The following is a 25,816-nucleotide window of genomic DNA, read 5'->3' as shown; positions in this document are numbered from 1 at the left end:
GCCCCGCCGGCCGCCGCCGCGGTGGTCGACGACAGCGAAGGCGCCACCCATGTCCCGTCACGATTCTTCAGGACGGCGTAGGTGAGTTGGTTTTGCACGACATATGCCAGCTCGACATACCCGATAGCGCCGGGCGTCTGCTTGACGGCACCGGCGACGCCCTCGTTCCCCTTGCCGCCGATCCCGGTCGGCCACTCCACCGACGTGCTCCGTCCAACCTTGTCCGACCAGGCCTTGCTGACCTCCGACAGGAACGAGGTGAAGATGAACGTCGTGCCGCTCCCGTCCGAGCGATGCACGACCGTGACCGGCATATCCGGCAGCTTCATCGCGGGGTTATTGGCCAGGATCTTCGGGTCGTTCCACTTGGCGATCTGGCCCATGAAGATGTCGACGACGTTTTCCGAGGTGAGCCTGACCCCCGTCCCGATGCCGGGGAGATTGTAGGTCATCGCGACCGCCCCGGCGACCGTCGGGATCAGCACGACCGGCCGTCCCATATCCTTGAGCTGCGCGTCCGAGAGCGGGGCGTCGGAGGCCCCAAAGTCCACGGTGCCCTTCTGGACCTGCGCGATGCCGCCGCCGCTCCCGATCGATTGGTAGTTGATCCGGACGTCGGGGTGCGCGCGGTTGTATTCCGCAAACCACCTCGAGTAGAGCGGGTACGGGAATGTGGCGCCCGCGCCGTTCAGGGTGACGAGGCCGGCGGCGCCTGCGCCGGTGGTCCCCATCCCCAGGCCGGTGAGGCCAAGCAGCAGCCCGCAGAGAACCAGCCCCACGAGTAACCGCCGCCGTAGAGCGATATTCATACTACCCCTCCTCGAGAGGGAGATACGCGTCCCATCCCTCTGTATTCTGAACGCACCTTCCACGCTACCTTACAGGGAAAATCGATATGCGATGGGTCGGTCAAGCCAGCGTTAAAAGAGTGTTAAGGGTGTTATACGTCGACCGGGATCAGTGGGGGCGAGGGCGCGATTTCGGGAGTCCCATCGTACGGCGGGACCAGGCGCTGGTAGGCGTCGTCCATCAGCGGCGAGGAGATCATGAAATCCGCCGACGCGCGGTTGCACGCGACCGGGATGTTCCATACAACCGCTACGCGCAGCAACGCGCGCACGTCGGGGTCATGGGGGTGGGGTTCGAGTGGGTCCCAAAAGAAGATCAGGAAATCGAGCGCGCCGTCCACGATCCGGGCGCCGATCTGCTGATCGCCACCCAGCGGACCGCTGCGAAACTCCACCACGGTAAGGCCGAGGCTCTCGGCAACGAGCCGCCCCGTCGTGTGCGTCGCGTACAACTCGTGCCGGGCCAGCAGGCCTTTGTTGAACGCGATCCACTCGAGGAGATCGGCCTTCTTGTTATCGTGCGCGATCAGCGCGATCCGCTTCCTGCGCGCCATGGGGATCCGAGCCGAGGTCTCCACGTTACGAGTCGCTCCGGTACCTGGCCACGCAGGCTACGGCCTCGTGCCTCGTGTGAACGCCCAGCTTTTGGTAGATCGATCGCAGCGTCGCCCGGAGGGCCGGTTCGAAGAGCATCACCCGGAGGGCGACCTCCCGGTCGCTGAGTCCCGCGGCGAGGCCACTCAGGACCTCGAGCTCGCGTGCCGTGAGAGGGGCCGGGGGCTCGGGGGGCCGAGCGGCTCCTGATCCCGCCCGGGTCCGTCCGTTCGCGCGGTGCAGGCACACCTGCAGATCCATGCTTCCATCCTATGGACACAGAAGGGGCTGCCGAGTGAAGGGTCAGTGAAGAATACGCAAAATCACGCCCGTGGATCGAGGCGATACCCGACCCCGCGCACCGCGGTGATGCGCACCCCGCCCTTTGCCTCCACCTTTTTCCGCAGCCAGGCGATGTGGGTGTCGAGCGTGCGGGTATCGCCGAAGTAGTCGTCCCCCCAGACATCCTGCAGCAGCCGTTCGCGGCGCACGATCTTTCCCAGATGGCGCAGGAGCAGGTGGAGGAGATCGAACTCTTTGCTGGACAAGGGGACCTCGTCCCCCGCCACGCTCACCTTGTGATCCTCGACGTCCATCACGAGCCCTTGGGCGATGAGCTTATCCTCGGCGCCGGCCTGGACAACGATGGTCTCCAAGATGTTGGCGATATCCTCGCACCGGTCTGTGCTGGCCTCGAGGTTCTCCAAGATGTCCTTCCACTTAATGATCTCTTTGGCGGTGGCCCGCCCCGCGAACAACTGCTCGATCGCCTCGCGGAGCAGGTCGTCCCCGCGGTTTTCCAACAAGTGGAGTGCGCGGGTGTGCGGGAAGACGTCGTGCATGCCGCGCAGCTGCGCGATCGCCCGTTTTAACTCCTGCGCCGACTCGAGCACGATCCGGCCCATCGCCCGAGCGGTTGGGATCGCCCGCTTGATGCGGTGGATCGCCAGACGCGCGGCCGCCGCCTCGATCGCGTCGAGGACATCGTCGAGATACCCCGTCAGGGCCTGCACGGCTTCGGTGGGGATGGGCGCGGGGGGCGAGGCGGTGATCGCCTCAAAGAGATCCCGGGCGATGGCGTCGCCTTTGTGCTCGAGATCGCGGATCATCGACCACGCCTGGGGCGACGGGATTCGTCCTTCCAGTGTCTCTGCCAGGGCCTTGGCCGACTCGAGGATGGTACTGGCCAGCTCTTCGAGAAGTCCGTATCGTTGCTCTACGGGGGCTGAGGATGCTGTGGGTGGCGGGGTACTACGCTTACCATTCATGCCGACGGTCATTCATACCACACCTCCCTTGTGGTTCCCTGCGTTGCGGCGGGCAAAGCGAGATCAGACGCGCCCCCCCATAGATTTTACTCGGGTGGCGTCAAAGAGGCGTGAAGGCTCGGTCAAGTCTGTGTGAAGCATTGGAGCGCAAGCAAAATCGGCCGACATGGTGCATAATAGTGGGGTGCCAAACGGCGTGATGCGCCGCGTTACCGTCCTCGGGTCGACCGGATCGATCGGCCGGACGGCCTTGGACGTCATCGGCCGCCTCAACGGTGAGGTCTCTGTGGCGGGCATGTCCGCGCGGTCCAACCTGGCGCTCTTTGCCGAACAGGTGCGCGCGGTCCGTCCGGAAGCCGTCGCGATCGACTCCCACGAGAGCGCCCGCACATTTCGGGACCTCGTTCCCGATTGGCGGGGAGACGTACTGGCCGGCCCGGAAGGGTTGGCCGATCTTGCCGCGGGAACCACGGCGGATCTCGTCCTCGTCGGGGTGGTCGGCGCGGCCGGGCTTGCCCCCACGCTCGCCGCCCTGTCGGGGGGCAAGGACATCGCCCTCGCCACCAAAGAGGTGCTGGTCGCGGGCGGGGCCCTGGTCACCCAGGCTGCCTCGCGGGCGGGACGGCGGATTCTGCCGGTGGACAGCGAGCACTCGGCGATCTTTCAGTGTCTCGCCGGCCAGCGAGCTGAGGCGGTGGCGCGCCTGTGGCTCACCGCGTCCGGCGGGCCCTTCCTCCGCCTGAACGTCGCGGCCTTAGACTCGGTCACCCCGGCGGATGCGCTGCGGCACCCCACATGGAAGATGGGGCCGAAAGTGACCATCGACTCCGCCACGCTAATGAACAAAGGACTCGAGGTGATCGAGGCGCACTGGCTCTTCACCGTCCCCACGGACCGGATCGAGGTCGTGATCCACCCTCAAAGCGTGGTGCACTCGCTGGTCGAGTTCGTCGACGGCTCCTTCCTGGCCCAACTCGGCGCGGCCGACATGCATCTGCCGATCCAGTACGCGCTGACCTTTCCCCGCCGGCTGCCCGGGACGGGAGTGCGGCTGGACCTGCGTACTGCCGGAAACCTGGCCTTCGAAGCCCCGGATCCGATCCGGTTTCCCTGCTTGGGGTACGCGCGGACGGCGCTGGACATGGGCGGCACCGCCCCGGCCGCCCTCAACGCGGCGAATGAGGTGTCCGTCCGGCTGTTCCTGGAGGGACGGTTGCGGTTCCCCGACATCGCCCGGAACGTCCGGAAAGTCCTCGACCGTCATACCCCCCGTCCGGCCACCTCGCTCGATGCGATCCTGGACGCCGACCGCGAAGCCCGGGCCCAGGCGGCGGGGTGGACCGACTGACACGGCTCTGGAGGTGAGCGACAGGTGAGCGAGCGTATCGGTTTCATCGGCCTGGGGATCATGGGACGCCCGATGGCCGGGCATCTGGCGGATACCGGCTACGCGGTGACGGTGTGGAACCGCACGCGGAGCAAGATGACGCCGCTGGTCGAGCGCGGGGCGACCCCCGGCGAATCCCCCAAGGACGTGGCCGCGCGGAGCGACATCACGATCACGATGGTCGCGGACACTCCGGACGTCTTGGACGTGATCCTCGGACCCGAGGGCGTACTTCACGGCGTGAGGCGCGGCAGCGTCGTGGTCGACATGAGCACCATCTCGCCGGTAGCGACCCGCGAGATCGCGCACCAACTTCGGGAACGCGGGGTGGAGATGCTCGACGCCCCCGTCTCCGGGGGCGAAAAAGGGGCGGTCGACGCGACGCTCTCCATCATGGTAGGCGGGAAGCCAGAGGTGTTCGAACGGGTGCTGCCGGTGTTCCAGAAGATGGGCAAGGCGATCGTGCACCTGGGCGACATCGGAGCGGGGCAGGTCACGAAGGCCTGCAACCAGCTCGTGCTCTCGCTCACCCTCCTCGGCGTCGCCGAGGCGTTGACGCTCGCGCGCAAGGCCGGGGTCGATCCCGCCAAAGTCCGGGCCGCCCTCCTGGGGGGATTCGCGCAGAGCCGCGTCTTGGAGCTGCACGGGCAGCGGATGCTCGACCAAAATTTTGAGCCGGGGTTTCGGACCCGCCTGTACCACAAGGACATGGGCATCGTGATGGAGACCGGACGATCGGCCGGGATGCCGCTCGCCGGGGGCGCGCTGGCCGCGCAGCTCTACCAAGTCGCCATGAACCAGGGGCTCGGGGAAAAGGACTACTCCGTGCTGGCGCGCGTCGTGGCGGGCTTGGGCGGAGCCGGCGGCGGCTGATCGCCACGCGCGGGCAGATCGCCTAGGAGGTGCTTGGTGCCCACCCCCAAGGACGACTGGGCTGCCACTGATCTGGGCCCCTCGCTCACGCGGCTGCCGGAGCGCCGCGAGCGCTTCGAAACCCTCTCGGGGCTCCCGGTCGAGCGGATCTACGGCCCTGACGATATCGCCGGCCTCGATTACGTCGCGGACCTCGGGTTCCCCGGCCGCTACCCGTTCACCCGCGGACCTTACCCGACGATGTACCGATCCCGACCGTGGACGATGCGACAGATCGCCGGGTTCGGAACCGCCCGCGACACCAACGCCCGGCTCAAGTATCTCATCGCGCAGGGCCAGACCGGCATTTCTATCGACTTCGATATGCCAACCCTGATGGGCTATGACTCCGACGATCCTCGCGCGCGCGGGGAGGTAGGCCGGGAAGGCGTCGCGGTCGACACCGTCGACGACCTCGATGAGATCCTCGAGGGGATCGATATCGGCGCGACCAGCGTGTCCATGACCATCAATCCCACGGCCTGGATTCTCTTCGCGATGTACGTCGCGGTCGCCGAACGGCGCGGCGTGTCCCGGGACAAGCTCTCGGGCACGGTGCAGGCCGACATCTTGAAAGAGTACATCGCGCAAAAGGAATGGCTGTACCCTATCCCGGCCGGCATGCGCATCGTGCGGGACTTGATCATCTACAGCGTGCAGCACCTGCCCCACTACAACCCGATCAACATCAGCGGGTATCACATTCGCGAGGCCGGGGCCACCGCCATCCAGGAAGCCGCCTTTACGCTGGCCAATGGCATCGCCTACCTCCAGGACGTGTGCGGGAAGGGCCTGGCCGTCGATGAGTTTGCGCCCCGCCTGGCTTTCTACTTCATCGCGGAGCGCGACTTTTTCGAAGAGGTCGCGAAGTTCCGGGCGGCCCGGCGGGTCTGGGCCAGGATCGTGCGCGAGCGCTTCGGAGCGCGAAAACCGGAGTCGATGCGGCTTCGCTTCCACTGCCAGACGGCCGGCAGCAGCCTGACGGCGAAAGAGCCGCTGAATAACATTGCGCGCACAACGCTCCAGGCGCTCTCGGCGGTCTTGGGCGGCGCCCAGAGCCTGCACACCAACGGCATGGATGAGGCCCTCGCCATCCCTTCAGAACTCGCCATGCAGGTGGCGCTGCGCACGCAGCAGATTCTGCTCGAGGAAACGGGAGCGGCCAACACCATCGACCCGCTGGCCGGAAGCTACTGCGTCGAGGCGCTCACCAACGAGATCGAGGAAAGGATCTGGGCCTACATCAAGCGGATCGACGAACTCGGGGGGGCAGTCGCAGCGGCCCAACAGAATTTCTTTCAGGCCGAGCTGGCCGAGTCGGCCTACCGGTACCAGCGGCGCAAGGAACGCGGGGATCTCGCGGTGGTGGGCGTCAACACGCATGTGGACCGCGAGGCTACATCGATTCCGTTCGTGCTGCACGAGGTGGCCCCAGACGTAGAGGAGCGCCAGAAGCAGCGGCTCGCGCGGATCCGGCGGGAGCGGGATGCCAAACAGGTTGAACGATGCCTGGCGGCGCTGACCGCTGCCGCGCGCTCCGATCAGAACCTCATCCCGCCCACCATCGACGCGGTCAAAGCCTACGTCACGGCGGGGGAGATCGTCACCGCCCTCCGCGGGGTGTTTGGGAGGTACGTGGAGCAGCCGGTCTTCTGAGGGCCGGGACGTCATCATGACCGAAGCACGCGTGCGGATCCTCATGGCCAAGGTAGGACTCGACGGGCACGACCGGGGTGTGAAGGTCGTGGCGCGGGCCCTCCGCGACGCGGGCTTCGAGGTCATCTACACCGGCCTCCACCGCACTCCGGAAGAAGTGGTCGAGGCGGCCGTGCAGGAGGATGTGGATCTGATCGGGGTGAGCATTCTCTCCGGCGCCCACATGACACTCGTCCCACCGCTCCTCGAGAACCTCAGGGCCAACGACGCCCAGGACATCAAGGTGCTGGTCGGAGGGGTGATCCCGATCCCGGATCGCCAAAAGCTCCGCGACCTGGGAGCAGCAGCGGTCTTTGACCAGGACACGGCGACGGACGAGATCGTGGACTGGATCCGCCGCGAGTTGCGCCGGCCGCGCCCGGGAGCCTCCCTTGGACCCGGCTGACGGCTGGCCGCCTGTCTACGATGAACGCTATCTTCCTGACGCGCGGCAGCGGCACTGGTGTCCGCGGCGGGAGACCATGGCGCCCGCGGAGCGCGACGCCCTCATTCTGCATCGGCTGCGGGCGGTGGTCCGCTGGGCGTGGGAGCGGTCGGCATTCTACCATGAGAAGTGGGCCGCTGCCGGCGTCCATCCGGACCGGCTCCTCCGGCTGGAGGACCTGCATCGCTTCCCCGTCGTGACCAAGGCCGAGCTCCGCCGCGAACAGGCGGAGCACCCGCCGTTCGGCCGCTATCTGTGTGTGGAGCGTTCAGACGTCGCCCGCGTCCACGGCACGTCGGGCACTACGGGCAAGCCGACCGTGTTCCTGATCGGGAGAGACGACTGGCGGCGCATCGCCGACACGCATGCCCGGATCATGTGGGGCATGGGCCTCAGGCCCGAACACACCATCTTTATCGCCTCGTTTTTCAGCCTCTACATCGGGAGCTGGGGAGCCCTCGCCGGCGGCGAGCGGCTCCGCGCGACGTGCTTCCCGTTCGGGGCCGGCCTCTCAGGCCAGACGCTCATGGCGGTGCGCTGGCTCCTCGACACGCGACCAAGCGCCTTCTATGGGACACCGTCGTATGCGCTCCACCTTGCAGAGGTCGCGGCAGGAGAGCATGTCGATCCACGGGACTTCGGGTTCCGGATCATGTTCTTCTCCGGCGAGCCGGGGGCGGGCATCCCGGCGACCAAGCAGAAGATCCAGGACACATATGGCGCGGCCTGCCTCGACAGCGGCAGCATGGCCGAGATGACGCCCTGGATGACCAATGCGGAATGCGAGTTCCGTAGCGGCATGCATCTGTGGCAGGATATCGTGTACTGTGAAGTGTGCGACCCGCGCAGCTTCGAGCCCGTCCCGTACGGACGGGAAGGCACGCCCGTCTATACGCATCTCGAGCGGACGTCCCAACCCATGATCCGGCTGGTGTCGGGGGACCTCACTCGCTGGGTGAACGATCCCTGCGAGTGCGGGCGAACGTATCCGCGCCTGCCCCGTGGCATCTATGGGCGCGTCGACGACATGTGCATCGTGCGCGGCGCCAATATCTACCCCAGTGCGATTGAGGACGTGCTGCGTTCGGTCGAAGGCTTGGGAGGGGAGTTCCAGATGGTCATCAGCCGGGACCGGGCGATGGACGAACTCGTCGTGCGGGTCGAGTACAGTCACGACTGCGCCCGAGCGGCGGAGGGGGCCCCCGGCGTCATCGACGCCCTGCGTGAGCGCGTGGCCGCGCGCCTCCGGTCGGTGATCGGCATCCGGCCGATCGTCAGGCTGGAACCGCCCGGGACCCTGCCCCGGACCGAGTTCAAGGCCAGGCGGGTCCTGGACAATCGTCCGCTCTACGAGGAAAGCGTACAGGACGCGAGGCTGTGCCGCTAGATCCGCGGGTGACTCGTGCGGCCGACGAGTCGGGGGTTCCCGCGATCGATTTCAGCAATCGCCGCCTGTTGAGCCGGCTCGTGACCAAGATCGAGAATGACCCCGCGGCCGCCGCGGCGATTGTTCAGCGCATCTGGCCGCGGACCGGCCGGGCGCACCGGCTCGGCATCACCGGACCGCCCGGGGTGGGCAAAAGCACACTGGTGGACCACCTGATCGTGATGGCCCGGGCCGAAGGCGGCACGGCGGCCGTCGTGGCGGTGGACCCATCCAGCCCCTTCAGCCGGGGGGCGATCCTGGGCGACCGAGTTCGCATGCTTCGACACAGCGGGGACCCCGGCGTGTTCATTCGGAGCATGGCGGCGCGCGATCACCTGGGCGGCCTGGCGGCAGCTACGCGCGATGTCGCCTACCTCCTCGATGCGTTTGACTTTGACATCGTGCTCCTCGAGACCGTCGGGGTCGGGCAAAGCGAGCTCGACATCATGCGCGTGGCCGATACCGTCGTGGTCGTGACCGCACCCGGCCTGGGCGACTCGATTCAAATGCTCAAGGCCGGCATTCTGGAGATCGCCGACCTGCTGGTGGTCAACAAGTCCGATCGCCCGGGCGCCAAGGAGACCGTGATCCAGCTGCGCGAGATGCACCGGCTGGCCCCCGCGTCGTCGCCGTGGGAGGTGCCGATTCTGCAGACGGCGGCGAGCGATGGTCATGGGATTGACGAACTCTGGCAGGCCGCCCGCAGGCACCTGGACCACCTCCGCGCCTCCGGTGAGCTGGAGGCACGCCGGGCCAGGCGTGCTGAGCGCGAGGTCCTGGACCTTGTCGAGCAGGCTTTGGCCGTGCATCTGCGGTCCAAACTCGATGAACACACGGGACTCGGCGAGATCCTCGAGGGGGCCAAGACCCGTGCGGTCGATCCCCACTCGGCCGCGAACGCGATCCTCGGCCGGCTGCTGAATCACCCGTAGCGCATGGCTGCGGCACCCGTAACGGTGGCCCCAGGCGTGTCCGCGGTTGACCTGTGGGACCGGGGCCTCCCGCGACATACCTCCGGATACTTCATCGCCGCGCCGCGCCCCGCAGTGGTGGAGACCGGGCCCGCCCGCAGCGTCGACGTCTGGCTCCAGGCGTTCGCGGACCTCGGGGTCGCGCCCCGCGATCTCGCCTACGTCATCGTCACGCACATTCACCTCGACCACGCCGGCGGCGCCGGCGCGCTGCTGCGCCATCTCCCGGCCGCGCAGGTGGTCGTGCATCGCCACGGCGCCCGTCACCTCGTCGATCCCAGCCGACTGGTCGCAGGTGCGCGCGCGGTGTTCGGCGACAACTTGGAGGCGTACTTTGGGCTGCCGGAGCCGGTGCCGGAGACGCGCCTGCTGGTGCCCGAGGGCGGGGGCGAGTTGGACCTGGGCGGCGGGCACCGGTTGCGGTTCTTCGACGCACCCGGCCATGCGCGGCACCAGCACATGATCCTCGACGGTGGGATTGGGTGTCTTTTCTCCGGAGACGAACTCGGCGGGCGCTTCGTGGACGTCGCGGACGACTACGTGCTGCCGGATGCCGCGCCGAATCAGTTCGACCCCGAGGCGATGCGGCGGTCGGCTCGCCTGATGCTCCAGCTTGCGCCGGAGATCGTGCTCCTGTCACACTTCGGCCGCTATCCGCACGATTGCGCTGCGCTCGCCCTGCGTCTCCAAGAGCAGGTGGAAGCGTTCGTCGCGCTGGGTGGGATCGATGTCGCGCAGGTCCACGCACGCCTGACCGAGCACGTTCGGCATGACGTGGCGGCGCAGGGCTTGGCCTGGACCCCCGCCATCCAGGAGGTCCTGGCCGAGCATCTGGAAGTCTCAGCGCAGGGTATCGCGGACTATCACGAGCGGCACCGGCGAGCCGGGTGAGCCCGGCGTGCATCACAGCGTCCAGTACTCGCCGGCGATCCGCCGGACGGCGCGCGCGCGGGCGGCCGCAACGGCGAACGGCGCTTCCCGCACCTCGACGGAGGGTTCCTCGGCGCGCGTTTCGATTCCGGTGAGCCCCTCGAGCGTCGCGGCCACCGAGTAGGCCAGGGCCTTGAGGTCGTACCCCCCCTCGAGCACGGCGGCGACCGGCGTGTTCCCCGCCGCCTCACGCGTGAGCCGTGCCAGCCGGCCGAATCCCTGGGCCGTCAGCATCATCCCGCCGAGCGGATCGGCGTGGTGCGCATCGAATCCGGCGGAGATCACCACGAGCGACGGCGCGACCGCGCGCAGGAGCGGAAGCACGACCTCCTCAAACACGTGCAGATATCCGCCGTCCCCCACTCCGGCAGGCAAGGGAATGTTGATCGTCGTGCCCTCGCCGGGCCCCTCCCCGGCTTCTTCGAGCGCCCCGGTCCCCGGATACCACGCTTCTTGGTGAAGCGAGCAGAAGACGACCGCGGGATCCCGGTAGAAGATCTCCTGGGTGCCGTTGCCGTGATGCACGTCCCAATCGAGGATGAAGACGCGGCGCGCGCCGCGCGTATCGAGGGCGTGCCGCGCGGCGAGCGCGGCGTTGTTGAAGAGGCAGAAGCCCCTCCCCTCCGCGGCGCCGGCGTGGTGCCCCGGCGGACGGAGCAGCGCGAACGTCACGGCGCCCTCCTTGTCCGCCACGATGTCGACCGCGAGGGCGGCACCCCCGGCGGCGCGGCGGGCCACGGCGTAGGAGGGCGGCGCGACCGGCGTATCGGGATCGAGGTATCCGCCGCCCGACGCGGCCGTCTCACGCACCCGGGCGATGTACGATCGCGTGTGCACGCGCTCGAGCAGTTCCTCGTCCACTGGGGCCGGCTCCGCGTGACCGACCGCATCCCACAGCGGCGTCCGGCGGAGCAGCGCCTCGATCGCGGTAAGGCGCTCGGGGCGCTCGGGATGCCCGGGCGCCGTCAGGTGCAGGCGATACTCCGGATGCGTGATCAGGTGCGCGAGCGGATCGCTCACCGCCGTCGCCCGGGCGATCGAACCGAGTCCCGGAGCCGGGCGATCGCCGGACCGATCCCAACGGACGCCCCGAACACAGCGGTACCGGCGACCAGGACGGACGCGCCGGCTGCGGCCACCGCGGAGGCGGTGGCAGGCCCGATCCCCCCGTCCGCCGCGATCGCGAACCGGAGGCCGCGCGCCCTCCGCAACGCGGCCAACGCCTCGATCTTCGCCACCATCTCGGGAATGAACGGCTGCCCGCCGGCGCCCGGCTCGACGGTCATTACGAGCACGCCCTCGACAAAAGGGAGGACCCACTCGATCGCCTCCGGCGGTGTGGCGGGGTTGATGGCCACCGATGGTCCGAGCCGGAGCGATCGGATCTGCTGGATCACATGGTAGAGATGCGGGCATGCCTCCACGTGGACCGCGACCGACGTCGCGCCGGCGGCGGCGAATGCCTCGAGGTGGCGCTCCGGCTCGACGATCATCAGGTGGACATCCAGAGGGAGGGACGTCGACCGTCGAATCGCGCGCGTCACGAGCGGGCCGATCGTGATCTCCGTGACGAACCGGCCGTCCATCACGTCGATGTGGATGCGTTCAGCCCCCGCCCGCTCGGCCGCTGTCACCTCCTCCGCGAGCCTGCCGAAGTCGGCGGCGAGGATGGACGGCGCGATCTGGATCTCCGCGTTCGATCCCGATGGGCCCGTCCCCCGGCGGCTCAGGGCCGGACCTCCTGGATCAACCGGTTGTCGAGGTAGACCTGGACGATGGTGTATCCCGAACCGGTGACTTGGGCGTTGACGGTCTCCCCGGGCGCGTGCGCCTTCTCGTACAAGGTGTGCACCCCCCGCGAATCGATCACCACGATCTTCACGGTCTGCTTCGAGGCACCCGAGGGCACGACGAGGGTGATGCGCGCCCGCTTCCTGTTGGGATCCGAGGGCGTGACCGGAGCGGGCGGCGTTCCCGTCACGATCGGCTGGGGCGGAGGCGTGCCCCCGCCTCCGAGAGGGGCCTCGATCGAGACAGTCACCGCATCGCCGTGACGGATCTGGGTCCCCGCCGGAGGCGACATCTCCACGACCTGCCCCGGGGGGACGCCGGCCCTGGACACTTGGGTGACCCGCCGGAGGGTCACGCCGAGTTCGTCGAGCATCCGGCGTGCATCGTCGAGCGGCCGCCCGACCAAGTCAGGCAAGATGAGGCTCTCCGGCCCCTTGCTCACGCGGAGGTAGACCGCGGTGCCGCGCTCGAGGGAGGCTCCCGGGGCCGGATCCTGGCTGAGGATCACCCCAGGCCCCACGCCGGAGTCATACGCCTCACGGACCTCTCCCACGACAAGCCGGGCCTGTTCGATCATGAATCGCGCATCCAGGAGCGTCCGGCGGCGAACGTCCGGAACCCTCACCATCTCGGGTCCCAGGCTCGTGGTCAGCCCGATGACGCGGTCGACCTTGACGCTCTTGCCGGCGGGCTGGTCCTGTCCCAGGACGAATCCCGACGGCACGGTCCGGCTGTAGTTCTGCTGGACCACCTGCACGTTCAAGTGATCGTGTCTGGCACGGCTCTGTGCGTCGGCGAGGCTTTTCCCGACAAAGTCGGGCACCGGCACCTCGGGCACGTTCATGTATGCGCTGAGCGCCTGCCAGCCGAACATACCTGCGAACCCGAGCACGAGGAACCCCACCACCACCGCGATCACCGGCCCGAGGATCCAGGGTGTCCCCTGCTCGCGCCCACGTCGACCGGTGTCGACGACACCGCGGACGACTGCGGTGTCGTCGACACCGGGGGGCGGCGCTTCTCGCCAGTGGGTGGTCTCCCCGGTGAGATCCCCGCGCATCTGCTCGGCCGATTGGTACCGGTCGAGGGGATCCTTGGCCAACGCCTTGAGAATGATGTGTTCCATCTCGAGGCTCACCGCCTGGCCGTCCCGATGAGGGATCGGCGGAGGCTCGTGGATGTGCTTCAGCGCGATCGTGATCGGGCTGTCGCCGTCGAAGGGCAGATGTCCCGCCACGACCTCGAACAGCACGACGCCGAGCGAGTACAGGTCGGAGCTCTGCCCCACGCCGAGCCCGCGGGCCTGTTCCGGGGAAAGGTACTGGACCGACCCCAGGACGGTTCCGGTTTCCGTGATCGCAGCAGATGCCAAGGCCCGCGCGATGCCAAAATCGGTGACCTTCACCTGTCCGCTTCGAGTGAGCAGGATGTTCTGTGGTTTGATATCTCGATGCACGATGCCTTGGGCGTGGGCATAGGCAAGAGCTTCGCAGACCTGGGCGCCGATCTCTTTGGCGCGTTCCTCGGGCAGCACCCCGTCGGCCCGGCGCAGCAGGGTCTTGAGATCCTCGCCCTCGACAAACTCCATCACGATGAAGTGGACGTCCGCGTCCCGACCATAATCGAATACCTGGACCATGTGGGGATGGGACAATCTGGCGACCGCCTGGGCTTCGCGCTCGAACCGGGCGACGAACGCGGTGTCATGAGCGTACTGCTCGCGCAACACCTTGATCGCCACCTGACGATCGTCCGCGAGCCGCCGCCCGCGATAGACCATCGCCATCCCGCCTTCGCCCAGGGGACCCACGACCTCGTACTTGCCGTCGAGCACCCGGCCGATCATCGGGCTCCGGACGAGAGGAGGCCGCGCAGGATGGTCTCCGCCGCTTCCGGGCTTGGTGTCGGGATCCCCCGGGACAGCGGGCCGCGGTACGCAGGGGGCACCCGGGTCACCGGCACCTGCGTGATTTTCATCACGCCCGAGAGCGACACCCCCAGGACCCGTCCGGGGACCCCCCGCATCACCGCGACGCGATCCCCCCGGATCCCGAGGAAATAGGCGTGCTCGAGGCGATACGCCGCGAGCCCTCCGGCCACGAACGCGGCCAACACCAGCGGGGCCATGGCGCGGAGCGCGCGCCCCGGCCAGCCGGCCGACACGCGGACGACCACCGCCGAGGCGTTGTCGACACCGCCCCGCGCATTCGCCAACCCCACCAACACCGCGCAGGCTTCGTCCAGCTCCCGCGCCGACCGCACGACGCGTCCGATCTCATCCGCCGGCACCGCGTTGTGTAGGCCATCCGTGGTCAACACGAGGACATCGCCGGGCCTCAGCGGTTCGGACGCCGAGTCGATCTCGACCTCGCGCGCGGTCCCGAGCGCCCGCGTGAGGACGTGTCGCTGCGCGTGGTTCCGTACATCGCCGTCCGCCAGTTCGCCATGGCGCGCCAGCTCACCGGCCAGGGAGTGGTCGATCGTGAGCTGCCTCGTCTGGGGCCCGCGCAGCAGGTACGCGCGACTGTCGCCGACGTGGGCCACGATCGCCTCGCTCCCCCGCAGCAGCACAGCCGTACACGTCGTCGCCATACCCGGCCGGTCGGAGCCTTGGGCGCCGGCGTAGATCGCGGCGTTCGTCCGCCGTAACGCTTCCACGAGCGCCGCCTCCGGCGGGATGCGCTGCCCCAGGAGGACGCGAACCTGCGTCTCGAGGGTCTCGACCGCGAGCGTGCTCGCGACATCTCCCCCCGCATGGCCCCCCAGCCCGTCGGCAACCGCGTAGAGCGCCGCACCATGGCCCACGTCATCGAGCACGAGCACGCGATCCTCGTTCACCTCGCGCACGCGCCCCCTGTCGCTGCGGCCCGCGGCATGGGCGACTAGATCCGGCATCGGCGTCGCTCCACGCTCATGACGGCGCGAGGAACTCGAGCACGACGGTGCCGATCTCGATGCGCTCGCCTCCCCGGAGCGTCGCGCGCGATCCGCGCAGCCGCTGGCCGTTGACGACCGTCCCGTTCGTGCTCCCCAAGTCGAGAATGGCCACCCCTGCGGGCCCAAGTTCGATCCGCGCGTGCGACCGGCTGACGCTGGGATCGATCAGCACGATGTCTTGATCGGCTCGGCGCCCGACGGTCACCACCGGACCCTCGAGCGCGAACTCGCGGCCGGCCGCGCCCGGCGGACCGCCGAGGACGCGCAACCGCGGTCCCACCTCTCGGGGCCGGTAGACGCGGGTGTCGCGGGCGCCCACATTCACCGCGGTCCTCCGCGCACGGGCGCGCCCACCGGCGCAGCGGGGGCCGGTGTCCACGGCGATGGGCGCCCCACTCCATCGGCGAGCCGGAGCTGCCCGCACGCCGCCTGGATCTCTCCGCCGCGCTCGATCCGCACCGTGACGGGCACGCCGGCGTCCCGCAGCACCGCTTCGAACGCCCGCACCCGGGCCAGTGGCGGCCGGGCAAACGGGACGCCGGCCACGGGATTGAGCGGAATCACGTTGATGTGACACTGGAGATTACCGGTCACGCGTACCAGGGCGCGCGCCTCCGCGGGGTGGTCGTTCAGGCCGTCGATCAGCACGTACTCGAACGTCACCCGGCGGCGGGTCGCGGCATGGTAGTCGCGGCACGCCGCCATCAGCTCCGCGAGCGGATACCGGCGGTTGATCGGGACGAGCCGGTCCCGCAGCTCGTCGGTCGGGGCGTGCAACGACACGGCCAACGTCATCTGCAGATGCTCCCCGGCGAGCCGCCGAATCTGCGGGGCGAGGCCGACGGTGGACACCGTGATGTGGCGCATCCCGATCCCCATCCCGTAGGGGGCCGCCAGGATCCTCACCGCCCTCACCGTGGCATCGTAGTTGGCCAGCGGTTCGCCCATCCCCATGAACACCACATGTGAGATCCGCGTCCGCCCGTGCGCCTTGATCAGCAGGAACTGCCCCAGGATCTCGCCGGCGGAGAGGTTGCGCGCGAACCCGCCCAATCCGGTGGCGCAGAACGCGCACCCCATCGCGCATCCGGCCTGCGTGCTGATGCACGCGCTGCGCCGCCCGTCATCGAACCGCATGCGGACGCACTCGACGCTCTGGCCGTCCTCCAGCGCCACGAGGTGCTTCGTGGCCGATCCATCTTGGGCGTTCTGCGTCCGGCGGACCGTGAGCCGGTGGATCCGCGCCGTCGTCGAGAGGCGCTCGCGTAAGGCGTGCGGGAGATCCGTCATCTCCTCCACAGCGTCCGCTCCATGCACGTACAACCATCGGGCGATCTGTCGGCCGCGGTACCGCGGCGCGCCCAGCTGTTGCGCGAGCGCTTCGAGTTCGGGCAGCAGTCTGCCCCGCAGGTCGGGCAGGGCCTGTGGGGGGGCCGCCATCATAGTCTCCGCCGGCACACCGCGACGAAGAACCCGTCGGTGCCGTGCAGATGCGGGTAGAGAAACGCGCGGCCCGGCGCGCGAGACACCGGAGCGAAGACGGCCCCGTCGATGGGCTCGGGATCGAACTCGGGGTGGGCGTCGAGAAACCCGGCGACCACGGCGGGACCTTCCTCCGGCTCGAGCGTGCAGACCGAGAACACCAGGAGACCCCCAGGGCGGACCGCGGCGGACGCATCCTCCACGATGGCGCGCTGCCGGGCGGCGAGGACGGACAACTGCTCGGGCTGAATCCGCCACCTGATCTCCGGGCGGCGCCGGAGTACGCCCAGGCCGGAGCACGGCGCATCCACGAGGACGCGATCGGCCCCCGCCGGCAGCACGTCGGTCAGGGACCCGGCGGCGAGGAGGCGCGCCTCGACGATCGTCACGCCGAGCCGCTGTGCGTGACGCGCGGTGGCGGCGAGCTTCGCCGGGACAATGTCCGCGGCGATCACGCGGCCCTGGTTCTCCATCAACGCGGCCAGATGCATCGCCTTGCCGCCCGACCCTGCGCACGTGTCCACAACCGTCTCGCCCGGGCGCGGCGCCACGAGCCGGCTCACCAGCATCGATCCCTCGTCCTGGGGAGAGACCCACCCCTCCGCATACGCGGCGCGCCGCGCGTGGGAGGACGCCTGGACGATTCGCGCCCCCTCGGGCGCGAGCGTAGAAGGCGCGGTCGCTACCCCCAACGCGTCGATCGCAGCGGCGACCGACGCCGGCGTGCCGCGGAGGGTGTTCAGGCGGACCGATGCCGGCGGTGCCACGTTGTTCGTCCGGCACAGCGCGCGGGCCTCGTCCACGCCGAACCGGTCCACCCAACGGCGCACGAGCCAGAGGGGATGGGAGTGCCGGAGGGCGATCCCCTCGGGAGTCGACACGTCCTCCGGGATCGCTTCCGGGGCCGCAGCGACCCGGCGAAGCACGGCGTTGACAAGCCGAGCCGTCCCCCGATGGCCGGCGCGCTTGGCCAGCTCGACGGCTTGGGAGCATGCCGCGGCCGCCGGGATCCGGTCCAGGAACATCAATGTGTACGCCCCCATCCGGAGCACGGCTCGGATACGGGAGGGCAGATCATCGAGGGGCGTGTGCGAGGCATGGGAGAGCGCCCAATCGACTTCGGCGCGGTGGCGCAGCGTCCCCAGAGTCAGTTCCGCCGCCAGCGCTTCGTCCGCCGCGGACAGCCCCGCGCGCTCAAGGACGCGCCGCAACAGGACCCCGCTGAACGCTTGATGGGCGTCGACCCGGTGCAGGACCTCTAGGGCCGCCTCCCGAGCGGAACGCGGGATCGCCGGCGCGGGTCCCGGCCCGCCCATCCGCCGCGTCGCATGCGGTCGGGCGAGATCACTCCTCACGCCGCGCCAGCAACAGCATGCGGAGCAACTGGAGAATCGCCATCGCGGCCGCGGCGACGTAGGTCAACGCGGCGGCGGTGAGCACCGCACGCACCCCTTGAAGCTCGTCGGCGGTGACCAGCCCCTCTTCCCGAAGGGCCCGCATCGCCCGGGCGCTGGCATCGAACTCGACCGGGAGCGTGACGACCGTGAACGCGACGAAGGCGGTAAAGACGAGGATGCCGAGCTGAATCATCGTGCCGGAGTGGAACAGAAAGCCCAGGATGAAAATCGGCCACGCCAGCCAGGAGCCAAACTGGACCGTGGGCACCATCGCCGACCGCAACGCCAGCGGCGCGTACCCTCGGGCGTGCTGGATGGCGTGACCGGTCTCGTGCGCGGCCACGCCCGCGGCGGCGACGGAGATGCCGTCGTACACATCCGACGAGAGGCTCAGGGTCCGGTCGCGGGGATCGTAGTGGTCGGAGAGTACGCCTTCGGTCCGCTCGATCTCGACGCCGGAGAGACCGTTGCGGCGGAGGATCTCCTGCGCCACCTGCGCGCCGGTGAGCCGGTTGCCGATCGGCACCTGACTATATTGTGCGTACGTCGACTGCACACGGAGCTGCGCATACAGCGCCAGGAGGAGGGCCGGAATGACGATGATCATGGTGGGGTCCCAAAACCAGAACATGCCTTCACCTCCCAGGATTAAATTGTAGCACAGCCGGGAAGTCTCGGCGGGGATGTGCAAGGTTTGCGGACGGGCCAAGGATGAGGGCCTCGCCGATCATGTTCCGGCCAACCGGCTGACAATCGGCGCAACTTCGTCCATGACCCGATCCAAGATCACATAGTAGGAGAATCCGAACCGCTCCCGTCGCATCTGCATATCCACGATGACCTGCCCGACAGTACCGATGAACACCGATGGCATTTCAAGCACCTCCTCGGTGGGAATCGCGCTCCAGCCCTGGTCGCGCGCGAACCGTTCGGCCGCTTCCTCGCGATGATCTGTCACGATCACCGACGCCACGGTGCTCAGTTCAATTTCGCCAAATCGGTGGCCCGCCGTTTGCCGAACCAGTTCGATCTTCTGCATGACGGTGTCGGCCACTCGCGCCGTCGGCTCTCGCGAAACCACACCATGCTTTGTTTCGACGGTTTGCAACCCGATGATGTCGGCCTCCTGAGCAGCGACGGAAAGCAGCCGAGCGCCGGCGCCGCCAATGAGAATTGGTGGGTGCGGTCGCTGGACCGGTTTCGGAAACCCGTCGAGACCGGCAACCGAGTAATGCTTGCCATCGAATGTCAGCGGTCCATCAGCGAAGAGGCCTTTCAGCACCTGCAGGACTTCTTCCAGACGTTCCAGGCGCGCGTTTGGTGGATCGAAGGCCATCCCGGCCCGCTCGTACTCCACGCGCGAGAACCCGGTCCCGAGGCCAAGCTCAACGCGCCCCTCCGATAGGACATCCAGGGTGGCTATCTCCTTCGCAAGGAGCACCGGGTGTCGATAGGCACACCCAAAGACGAGGCTCCCGATCCGTAGCGTCTTCGTCACACCCGCGACGGTCGCGAGCATCGTCAACGGAGCATACTGGTGGCCAAAGGGTTCTGCAATGAAGTGATCACGGATGAGGAAGGTGCTGAACCCCTCATCTTCTGCGCGGCGCGCTGTGTCAAGCACAGCCTTGCGCGAGAGGACGCTTTCCGCGAGGACTCCGAAACGGAAGGGTCGTGGACGACCCACGGAGACGCCTACGCTCTGATCCTCGTTCGGGCGAGTCCGTTTGAGCCTGTGCGTAGCAGCCAAGGTACCTCACCCACCTGTGCAGGGTCTCGTCCCTTCCGGCAAGGGTACTATGCTCAGAATGGGTGGTCTATCCGATTCATGCGTTCAAATTGGTGAAGGATTCCCTGGAGGTGTGTCGCGATGGTATGTTCATTTATTCGCTCTCGGTAATAACTAAGGGGCTCCCAGCACGGTTCCGGGACGGAGCGGGTGGCCTCTGAGATAATCGGCGGCGGACATGCGGCGCCCCGAGGCGGGCTGCACCTCCAGCAACTCCACGGCCCCCTCACCGGCGAACACGACCAACTGATCCCCCTCCGCCTCGAGCACCATGCCGGGGGCTCCTGGGCCGCCGATGGGCCGGGCCACCGCGCGCCAGATCTTGAGCGGGACACCGTCGCGAAGCGTGTACGCCACGGGCCAGGGGTCGAGCGCCCGCACCACGTTGACGATCGAGCCGGCTGAATTGTTCCAGCGGATCAACGCCTCTTCTTGGGTGAGTTTCGGTGCAAACGTCACGCGCGAGGGATCCTGAGGCTGGCGCGGAGCCCGGCCGGACTCCAGCAACGCCAGCGCCTCGACGAGCAATGCCGCGCCTTCGCGGGCCAACCGGGGTTCGAGGGTCGCGGAGGTGTCGTCGGCGTGAATCGGCACCCGACGCTGGAGGATGATGTCCCCGGCATCGAGGTCGTCGCTCATGTGGAGGACGGTCACCCCGGTCTCCGTGTCCCCGGCGGCGATCGCCCGAGGAATCGGGGCGGCGCCGCGGTACCGGGGCAAGAACGACGGGTGCAGGTTGATGCCGCCCATCGGCGCCACGGCGAGCACCTCGGGCGGCAGGATCCGGCCAAAGGCGACGACCACGATGAGGTCAGGCTCGAGGCCCCGCAGGCGCGCCAGGAACTCGGGATCCCGCAGCGTCGAGGGCTGGAGGACATCGAGCGCGTACTGGGTTGCCACGACGGCAACGGGCGGCGGGGCCACCCGCAACCCTCGACCCTGGGGCTTGTCGGGGCGGGTGACGACCCCGACGACGTCCCCGACCGCGAGGGCCGCCTCGAGTGAAGGGACCGCAAACTCCGGGGTGCCCAGAAAGGCCAGCTTCATCCCGTGGCGGTCTCCGGGGCGACTTCGGAAGTTTCCTCCACGCGACGCAACGTCTTCGGATCGCGGACTCGGTCGGTAAAGAGAATGCCATCCAGATGGTCGATCTCGTGGAGGAGGATCCGGGCCAACAGACCGGTCGCTTCGATCGTGACAAACCGGTTGCGGCGGTTGCGCCCGCGGACGGTCACCCGTTGGGCCCGTGGCACATCCCCCAACAGCCCGGGGATGCTCAAGCACGCCTCCGTAGCGATCTCTTCGCCCTCCTGGTGCAGGACTTCCGGATCGACGAGCACGATCTGACGATCTTCGAGGCGCGCGACAAACAGCCGGCGGCTCATCCCAACCTGGGGGGCGGCGAGGCCGAGGCCGTGTGCGTCGCGCATGGTTTGAAACATCTGGTCGATCAACGCTTGCACCTCGCGGGTGACCACCCGGACCGGCTGCGCCCGGCGGCGGAGGACACTCGCTCTGGGACTGTCGACCGTGATGATCTCCATCGGCCTAGGGAAATTCCTGGGGGTCCATCTCGATGGTGAGCCGGCTCCCCTTTCGCGTGGGGGCGTCCCCGAGCGCCGCGCGTGCCGCGGCCCGGACCACCTCCGCATCGCGCGCACGCAGGACACATTGATATCGAAACACCCCGCGTCCCTGATCGCGCGCCGGCGCAGGGCCCAGCACCTCCACCCCCCGCGCGCGCGACGATTCCGCGATCCCCTCGGCCATCTTCGCGGCGGCCTCGCGGACGGCGCTTGCGGCGACGACGCGGGCCAGGGTCGTTGCGGGAGGGTATCCGAGTTCCCGCCTCGTCTTCAGTTCTTCGCGGTAGGCGGCCTCATCGTCGCCGGTTGCGAGGGCGCGAATCGCCGGATGACTGGGGATTCGGGTCTGGATAATCGCGTCCGGGCCGGGAGGGCCCGCGGCGAGGGAGACGATCGCGCGGAGCTGCTGGAGCGTCCGCTCGGCGGCGCGAAAATCCGGGAGGTGAAGGGGGAGATCGGCATCGCACACCCCGACGATGCTGGGGCGTATCTCGCGCGCCCGCAGCAAGATCTGGGTGCCCACGACCAAGCGGATCCGGCCGGAGGCGAACTCTTTGGCGATCCGATCGAACTGCGGGGCCGTCTCGCGATCGAGTCGCGCGATCGCGAGCGCAGGAAAGAGCCGGCGGACAACCTCCTCGACCCGTTCCGTGCCGGGCCCGATCCCCCGCAACCCGACCCCTCTGCAGCGCGGACACGTTCCCGGTGCCGGCGCCACGCGCCCGCAGATCCGGCAGGACACCGTGCGGTTCTCCCTATCGTACGATGTCGTCACCTCGCAACCCGGACACCGCACCGTATATCCGCATTCGTCACACAACAATACCCGTGCGTAGCCGGTTCGGTTGAGGAAGAGGGCGACTCGCCCTCCCGCCCGGAGGTGCCGGCGGACGGCCGCGAGAAGCGGCGGAGTGAGCACGCCGTAGCGGCCGCGCACCCGCTCGATGCGGAGATCGACGAGCGTCACCCGCGCACGCGCGGTCCTCGCGGTGAGACGCACGCACCTCATCCGTCCGGACGCCACCTCGGCATACGCCTCCATCGATGGGGTCAGGGACCCCAACACCACGCGCGCGCCCGCGAGCGCGCCCCGCCGGAGCGCCACGTCCCTGGCATGGTACCGTGGTGCGGCGTCGGCCTTGTGCGCGGGATCCTCCTCATCATCCACAATGATCAGCCGCACACCATGAAGGGGCGCGAACAACGCGGAGCGTGTCCCCACCACCACACGGACCTCGCCAGAGACGCACCGCATCCATGCGGCCTGCCGCTCCCGCGCGGCCATGCCCGAGTGCAGCGCGGCGACGCCGTCCCCGAATGTCGAACCGAGGAGGCGCACGAACACCGGCACACGCGCGATCTCGGGCACGATGATCAATACCCGGCCGCCGCGGTGCACCGCCGCCACGGCGCGCTCAACGATCCATGCCCGCCGGTCCTCGAAGTCCCCCCACACCAGCGTCGGAGGCACGGGGACGGCCGCGGTCTCGGGCCGGGGTCCGAGCGGGACAGCCGCGGGCTCCTTGACGAGGACCGCCCCTTGAGCCACGAGCCGCCGGAGCGCGGGCCGGCCCCCCTCCCGAACCAACTCCGCGATGGGCACCTCCACCCTGGTGCGGAGCGCCGCGAGGATGCGGGCCTGCCGCGGACCCAGCCGCGCGGCGAGGCCCCCCTGCTCCGCGAGTGATGCGACGCGAGGGCGGGCGGGGGGGAGGGAGCGACGCCTGAAGATCTCCGGCGGCGCAAGACAGTGGACGGCTTCGAGGAGCGACGAGACGGTCTGTTGGGCAATCCAGCGCGCGAGGTCGAGCATCGCCGGCGAGAAGAGTGGGTGGACACCGGCGACCGCGAGAATCTCGCGCAGCTGACGACCGGGCGTGGGATCAGAGGGCGCCATCGCGATGACGAACCCGCGCGTCGTGCGTGGCCCGAGCGGGACCTGAACGCGTGACCCGATCCGGATCGCGTCCCGGAGCGGGTCAGGAATCCGGTAGGTCAGGCAGCGGTCGGTGCTCCGCGCCGGGAGATCGAGCAGGACCTCGGCGCACGCCGCGTCGTCCTGATTCACCGTGACGCGGGGCGCCCGCCCGCGAGAGCCACCACTTCGGCGACGATCGCGTCGGGCTCGACCATCCGGCCGAGGCCGACCTTTCCCGAGGCCAGCGGCCCGCGGTCAGGCCCGAGCACGTGCACGCCGCTCGCGCGGAGACGCGCCAGGTTGTCCTGCACGACCGGCGCCTCCGCCATCCGATCGCTCATCGCGGGGACGACGAGCACCGGAGCCCGCGTCGCCAGCGCGGTCGCGGAGACGAGGTCGTCGGCGAGCCCGGCCGCCAGCTTCCCCACCATGTCCGCCGTGGCGGGCGCGATCAGATAGACATCGGCGCGTTCGCCGAGCGCCACATGCGGCTCGTCCCACGGGCCGTTGGGATCCCACATGTCGGTGATCACCGCACGGTGCGACAGCGCCCTGAAGGTGGCCGCCCCCACGAACCGCGTGGCCGCCGGCGTCATCAGCACGTGCACGTCCGCGCCTTCCTGATGAAGGCGGCGGACGACGATCGCCACCTTGTACGCGGCGATGCTGCCGCAGACCCCAACCACCACCACGCGGCCCGCGAGAGTCCCTGCCACCGGTTCAGGAACGGCAGCCCAGTCGCTCAGGGCGGAACCGGCGGGTCAGCGGCAGCAGCGCATCGACGATCTCCTGCGCGCTCCACGTGCCGGTGTCCACGATGACATGATAGCGGCTGAGATCGGCGAGATCGAGTTGGTAGATATCGCGGTAGCGGCGGCGCTCGCACTCTTCGCGCGCCTCGAGGTCGTGCAGCGCTTCTTCCGGCGATGTGCCGTCCCGCGCCCCCACCCGCGCCGCCCGCACGAGAAGCGGCGCCCGCAGCCACACGCGCAGGTCCCCGTCGATCACCCATCCGCTGAGGCGGCTGTCGATGAGCACGCCGCCGGCGCGGGCGGCCTCGACCTGCATCTTGTCCAGCGCGCGATCGATCGTTTGATCCTGCTCGGCGAGCCGGCCGAGCTCAGCGAGGCTCAGTCCCCGCCGCCTGGCCTCTTCACGGAAGATCTCACCCGCGGACAGGTAACGGAGGCCGAGGGCCTGCGCGAGGTGTTTCGCCACGGTGCTCTTGCCGGCGCCGATCTCCCCGCTCACGGTCACGATCATTGGGACTCGACCGCGGCTCCGGCGGTCTCTTCCTCTTCGTCTTCCTCCACGATCTCCTTGCTGGTGAAGCGGTGGGCCACGGTCTCCGGCTGGACGGCGGAGAGCACGACGTGGCCGCTGTCGGTAATCACCACCGCCCGAGTTCGACGGCCGTACGTCGCATCGATGAGGATGCCCTTGTCGCGGGCCTCTTGGATGATACGCTTGATCGGCGCGGAGTCCGGGCTTACGATGGCGATGATCCGATTCGCCGCGACGATGTTCCCGAACCCGATGTTGATGAGCCGCGTCTCCATCGGCAGCGCGCTCCTTACTCCACGTTCTGGATCTGCTCGCGCAGGCTCTCCAGTTCCCCTTTGATCGCGATCACCGCGCGGGCGATCTCCAGATCGTTGGCTTTGCTCCCCATCGTGTTCGCTTCCCGGCCCAACTCCTGCACGATAAACTCGAGCGTCCGCCCGATCGCGCCGTCGACGGCGAGGGTCTGCCGGATCTGCGCCAGGTGGCTCCGGAACCTGGTGACCTCCTCGGCAATGTCGCACCGATCGGCGAACATCGCCACCTCCGTCGCCACGCGCCCCTCGTCCACCGGGACGGTCCCCATGAGCTCCCCGATCCGCCGCTTGAGGCGGCCCGCGTAGTCTCTGACGACCAGGGGAGCCCGCCGTTCAATCTCATCGGCCCGCTGGGATAGGCGATCGAGCCGTTCCGCGAGATCCCGAGCCAGCTGAGCCCCTTCCGTCTCGCGCATCGCCACCAAGCGTTCCAGCGCCTGCCCGACCCCCTCGGAGATCGGTGGCCAGCACGCTTCGAGATCCTCTTTCTGCTCCTCAACCTTGATCAGGTCGGGGAGTCCGACCAGCATCGACAAATCAGCGATGCCTGGGAGCTCCAGAGCCTGTTTGAGGTCGTTCAGGGCGCTGGTGAACGTTTTAGCCAAATCTACGTCGATCTTAACCGTTCGCGCCCGTTTTCCGTAGTTTTCTCTTATGATAGCAACCTCGACCCGGCCGCGCAAGACTCGTCGCTGGACGAGCGCGCGGATGCGGTCTTCGAGGGGGGACAGATCTCGGGGAAGGCGGACCACAACTTCGAGGAACCGGTGGTTGAGCGACCGGGCCTCGACGGCATACCTGCCGGCCGGGGTCGCCAAGTCGCCGGCGCCAAATCCGGTCAT

Annotated in this window: 27 protein-coding genes; 7 read left to right on the top strand and 20 right to left on the bottom strand. The window is 68.6% G+C overall.

The annotated features are described in order from the left end of the window. From pstS to VFP86_12420, 4 genes are all read right to left on the bottom strand, one after another. On the bottom strand, nucleotides 1-809 hold an 809-nt coding region (pstS, locus tag VFP86_12435), incomplete at its 3' end, for a phosphate ABC transporter substrate-binding protein PstS (GenBank protein ID HET9000446.1). A gap of 131 nt (nucleotides 810-940) precedes the next feature. Beyond that, nucleotides 941-1,402, bottom strand: coding sequence for a methylglyoxal synthase (locus tag VFP86_12430; GenBank protein HET9000445.1), 462 nt, complete (start codon nucleotides 1,400-1,402; stop codon nucleotides 941-943). 25 nt (nucleotides 1,403-1,427) lie between these two features. Then, nucleotides 1,428-1,703 carry a helix-turn-helix transcriptional regulator gene (locus VFP86_12425; protein ID HET9000444.1) on the bottom strand — a complete coding sequence of 92 codons (276 nt, stop codon included), beginning with the start codon at nucleotides 1,701-1,703 and terminating at the stop codon, nucleotides 1,428-1,430. A 62-nt stretch (nucleotides 1,704-1,765) separates the two neighbouring features. After that, complete coding sequence (locus VFP86_12420; protein ID HET9000443.1) at nucleotides 1,766-2,722, bottom strand: DUF47 family protein; 957 nt, start codon at nucleotides 2,720-2,722, stop codon at nucleotides 1,766-1,768. A gap of 187 nt (nucleotides 2,723-2,909) precedes the next feature. Here VFP86_12420 and VFP86_12415 point away from each other — a divergent pair, with 187 nt between their 5' ends. The 7 genes from VFP86_12415 to VFP86_12385 are packed head-to-tail and all read left to right on the top strand — an operon-like array spanning nucleotide 2,910 to nucleotide 10,437. Beyond that, nucleotides 2,910-4,058, top strand: a complete 1,149-nt coding sequence (locus tag VFP86_12415; protein HET9000442.1) for a 1-deoxy-D-xylulose-5-phosphate reductoisomerase — start codon at nucleotides 2,910-2,912, stop codon at nucleotides 4,056-4,058. Between the two features lie 24 nt (nucleotides 4,059-4,082). Continuing rightward, a complete protein-coding gene (locus VFP86_12410; GenBank protein HET9000441.1) occupies nucleotides 4,083-4,970 on the top strand; it encodes an NAD(P)-dependent oxidoreductase in 888 nt (295 codons plus the stop codon). A gap of 36 nt (nucleotides 4,971-5,006) precedes the next feature. After that, the gene (locus tag VFP86_12405) at nucleotides 5,007-6,665 is read left to right on the top strand and encodes a methylmalonyl-CoA mutase family protein (protein ID HET9000440.1); all 1,659 of its coding nucleotides are present in this window, start codon (nucleotides 5,007-5,009) and stop codon (nucleotides 6,663-6,665) included. A gap of 16 nt (nucleotides 6,666-6,681) precedes the next feature. Then, the gene (locus VFP86_12400; GenBank protein ID HET9000439.1) at nucleotides 6,682-7,110 is read left to right on the top strand and encodes a cobalamin B12-binding domain-containing protein; all 429 of its coding nucleotides are present in this window, start codon (nucleotides 6,682-6,684) and stop codon (nucleotides 7,108-7,110) included. After that, nucleotides 7,097-8,536: a phenylacetate--CoA ligase family protein gene (locus VFP86_12395; GenBank protein HET9000438.1), complete on the top strand. Its 1,440-nt coding sequence runs from the start codon at nucleotides 7,097-7,099 to the stop codon at nucleotides 8,534-8,536. The genes VFP86_12400 and VFP86_12395 overlap by 14 nt, the downstream gene beginning before the upstream one ends. Beyond that, a complete protein-coding gene (gene meaB / locus VFP86_12390) occupies nucleotides 8,527-9,507 on the top strand; it encodes a methylmalonyl Co-A mutase-associated GTPase MeaB (GenBank protein HET9000437.1) in 981 nt (326 codons plus the stop codon). The genes VFP86_12395 and meaB overlap by 10 nt, the downstream gene beginning before the upstream one ends. Nucleotides 9,508-9,543: 36 nt before the next feature. Then, the gene (locus VFP86_12385; GenBank protein ID HET9000436.1) at nucleotides 9,544-10,437 is read left to right on the top strand and encodes an MBL fold metallo-hydrolase; all 894 of its coding nucleotides are present in this window, start codon (nucleotides 9,544-9,546) and stop codon (nucleotides 10,435-10,437) included. 12 nt (nucleotides 10,438-10,449) lie between these two features. Here the strand turns inward: VFP86_12385 and VFP86_12380 are convergent, their stop codons facing one another. From VFP86_12380 to VFP86_12305, 16 genes are all read right to left on the bottom strand, one after another. Beyond that, the gene (locus VFP86_12380; protein ID HET9000435.1) at nucleotides 10,450-11,496 is read right to left on the bottom strand and encodes a histone deacetylase; all 1,047 of its coding nucleotides are present in this window, start codon (nucleotides 11,494-11,496) and stop codon (nucleotides 10,450-10,452) included. After that, the gene (gene rpe / locus VFP86_12375; protein ID HET9000434.1) at nucleotides 11,493-12,164 is read right to left on the bottom strand and encodes a ribulose-phosphate 3-epimerase; all 672 of its coding nucleotides are present in this window, start codon (nucleotides 12,162-12,164) and stop codon (nucleotides 11,493-11,495) included. Before rpe ends, VFP86_12380 begins: the two co-directional genes overlap by 4 nt. A gap of 38 nt (nucleotides 12,165-12,202) precedes the next feature. Then, nucleotides 12,203-14,113: a PASTA domain-containing protein gene (locus tag VFP86_12370; GenBank protein HET9000433.1), complete on the bottom strand. Its 1,911-nt coding sequence runs from the start codon at nucleotides 14,111-14,113 to the stop codon at nucleotides 12,203-12,205. Next, complete coding sequence (locus VFP86_12365) at nucleotides 14,110-15,162, bottom strand: PP2C family serine/threonine-protein phosphatase (GenBank protein ID HET9000432.1); 1,053 nt, start codon at nucleotides 15,160-15,162, stop codon at nucleotides 14,110-14,112. The genes VFP86_12370 and VFP86_12365 overlap by 4 nt, the downstream gene beginning before the upstream one ends. Before the next feature lie 16 nt (nucleotides 15,163-15,178). Beyond that, complete coding sequence (locus tag VFP86_12360; GenBank protein HET9000431.1) at nucleotides 15,179-15,529, bottom strand: FHA domain-containing protein; 351 nt, start codon at nucleotides 15,527-15,529, stop codon at nucleotides 15,179-15,181. Further along, on the bottom strand, nucleotides 15,526-16,644 hold the full coding sequence (gene rlmN, locus VFP86_12355) for a 23S rRNA (adenine(2503)-C(2))-methyltransferase RlmN (protein HET9000430.1): 1,119 nt from the start codon (nucleotides 16,642-16,644) through the stop codon (nucleotides 15,526-15,528). Before rlmN ends, VFP86_12360 begins: the two co-directional genes overlap by 4 nt. Next, nucleotides 16,644-18,002, bottom strand: coding sequence for a 16S rRNA (cytosine(967)-C(5))-methyltransferase RsmB (rsmB, locus tag VFP86_12350; GenBank protein HET9000429.1), 1,359 nt, complete (start codon nucleotides 18,000-18,002; stop codon nucleotides 16,644-16,646). The genes rlmN and rsmB overlap by 1 nt, the downstream gene beginning before the upstream one ends. Nucleotides 18,003-18,030: 28 nt before the next feature. Continuing rightward, nucleotides 18,031-18,714 carry a zinc metallopeptidase gene (locus VFP86_12345; protein ID HET9000428.1) on the bottom strand — a complete coding sequence of 228 codons (684 nt, stop codon included), beginning with the start codon at nucleotides 18,712-18,714 and terminating at the stop codon, nucleotides 18,031-18,033. 96 nt (nucleotides 18,715-18,810) lie between these two features. Next, entirely contained in the window at nucleotides 18,811-19,770 is a 960-nt protein-coding gene (locus tag VFP86_12340; protein ID HET9000427.1) for a TIGR03621 family F420-dependent LLM class oxidoreductase, read from the bottom strand. A 216-nt stretch (nucleotides 19,771-19,986) separates the two neighbouring features. Next, nucleotides 19,987-20,919, bottom strand: coding sequence for a methionyl-tRNA formyltransferase (fmt, locus tag VFP86_12335; GenBank protein HET9000426.1), 933 nt, complete (start codon nucleotides 20,917-20,919; stop codon nucleotides 19,987-19,989). Then, nucleotides 20,916-21,416 (bottom strand): peptide deformylase, encoded by a 501-nt coding sequence (def, locus tag VFP86_12330; protein ID HET9000425.1) that lies wholly within the window; start codon nucleotides 21,414-21,416, stop codon nucleotides 20,916-20,918. The genes fmt and def overlap by 4 nt, the downstream gene beginning before the upstream one ends. Nucleotides 21,417-21,420: 4 nt before the next feature. Then, entirely contained in the window at nucleotides 21,421-23,526 is a 2,106-nt protein-coding gene (priA, locus tag VFP86_12325) for a primosomal protein N' (GenBank protein HET9000424.1), read from the bottom strand. Further along, nucleotides 23,523-24,092, bottom strand: a complete 570-nt coding sequence (locus tag VFP86_12320) for a flavoprotein (protein ID HET9000423.1) — start codon at nucleotides 24,090-24,092, stop codon at nucleotides 23,523-23,525. The genes priA and VFP86_12320 overlap by 4 nt, the downstream gene beginning before the upstream one ends. Before the next feature lie 4 nt (nucleotides 24,093-24,096). Further along, nucleotides 24,097-24,639 (bottom strand): cytidylate kinase family protein, encoded by a 543-nt coding sequence (locus VFP86_12315; GenBank protein HET9000422.1) that lies wholly within the window; start codon nucleotides 24,637-24,639, stop codon nucleotides 24,097-24,099. After that, on the bottom strand, nucleotides 24,636-24,935 hold the full coding sequence (locus tag VFP86_12310; GenBank protein HET9000421.1) for a DUF370 domain-containing protein: 300 nt from the start codon (nucleotides 24,933-24,935) through the stop codon (nucleotides 24,636-24,638). The genes VFP86_12315 and VFP86_12310 overlap by 4 nt, the downstream gene beginning before the upstream one ends. 14 nt (nucleotides 24,936-24,949) lie before the next feature. After that, nucleotides 24,950-25,816, bottom strand: a complete 867-nt coding sequence (locus VFP86_12305; GenBank protein ID HET9000420.1) for a YicC/YloC family endoribonuclease — start codon at nucleotides 25,814-25,816, stop codon at nucleotides 24,950-24,952.

The organism is bacterium, from assembly GCA_035703895.1.
Classification (GTDB): domain Bacteria; phylum Sysuimicrobiota; class Sysuimicrobiia; order Sysuimicrobiales; family Segetimicrobiaceae; genus Segetimicrobium.
Note: the sequence above shows the minus strand (reverse complement) of the source record. Positions and strands in the feature narration are given on the sequence as shown.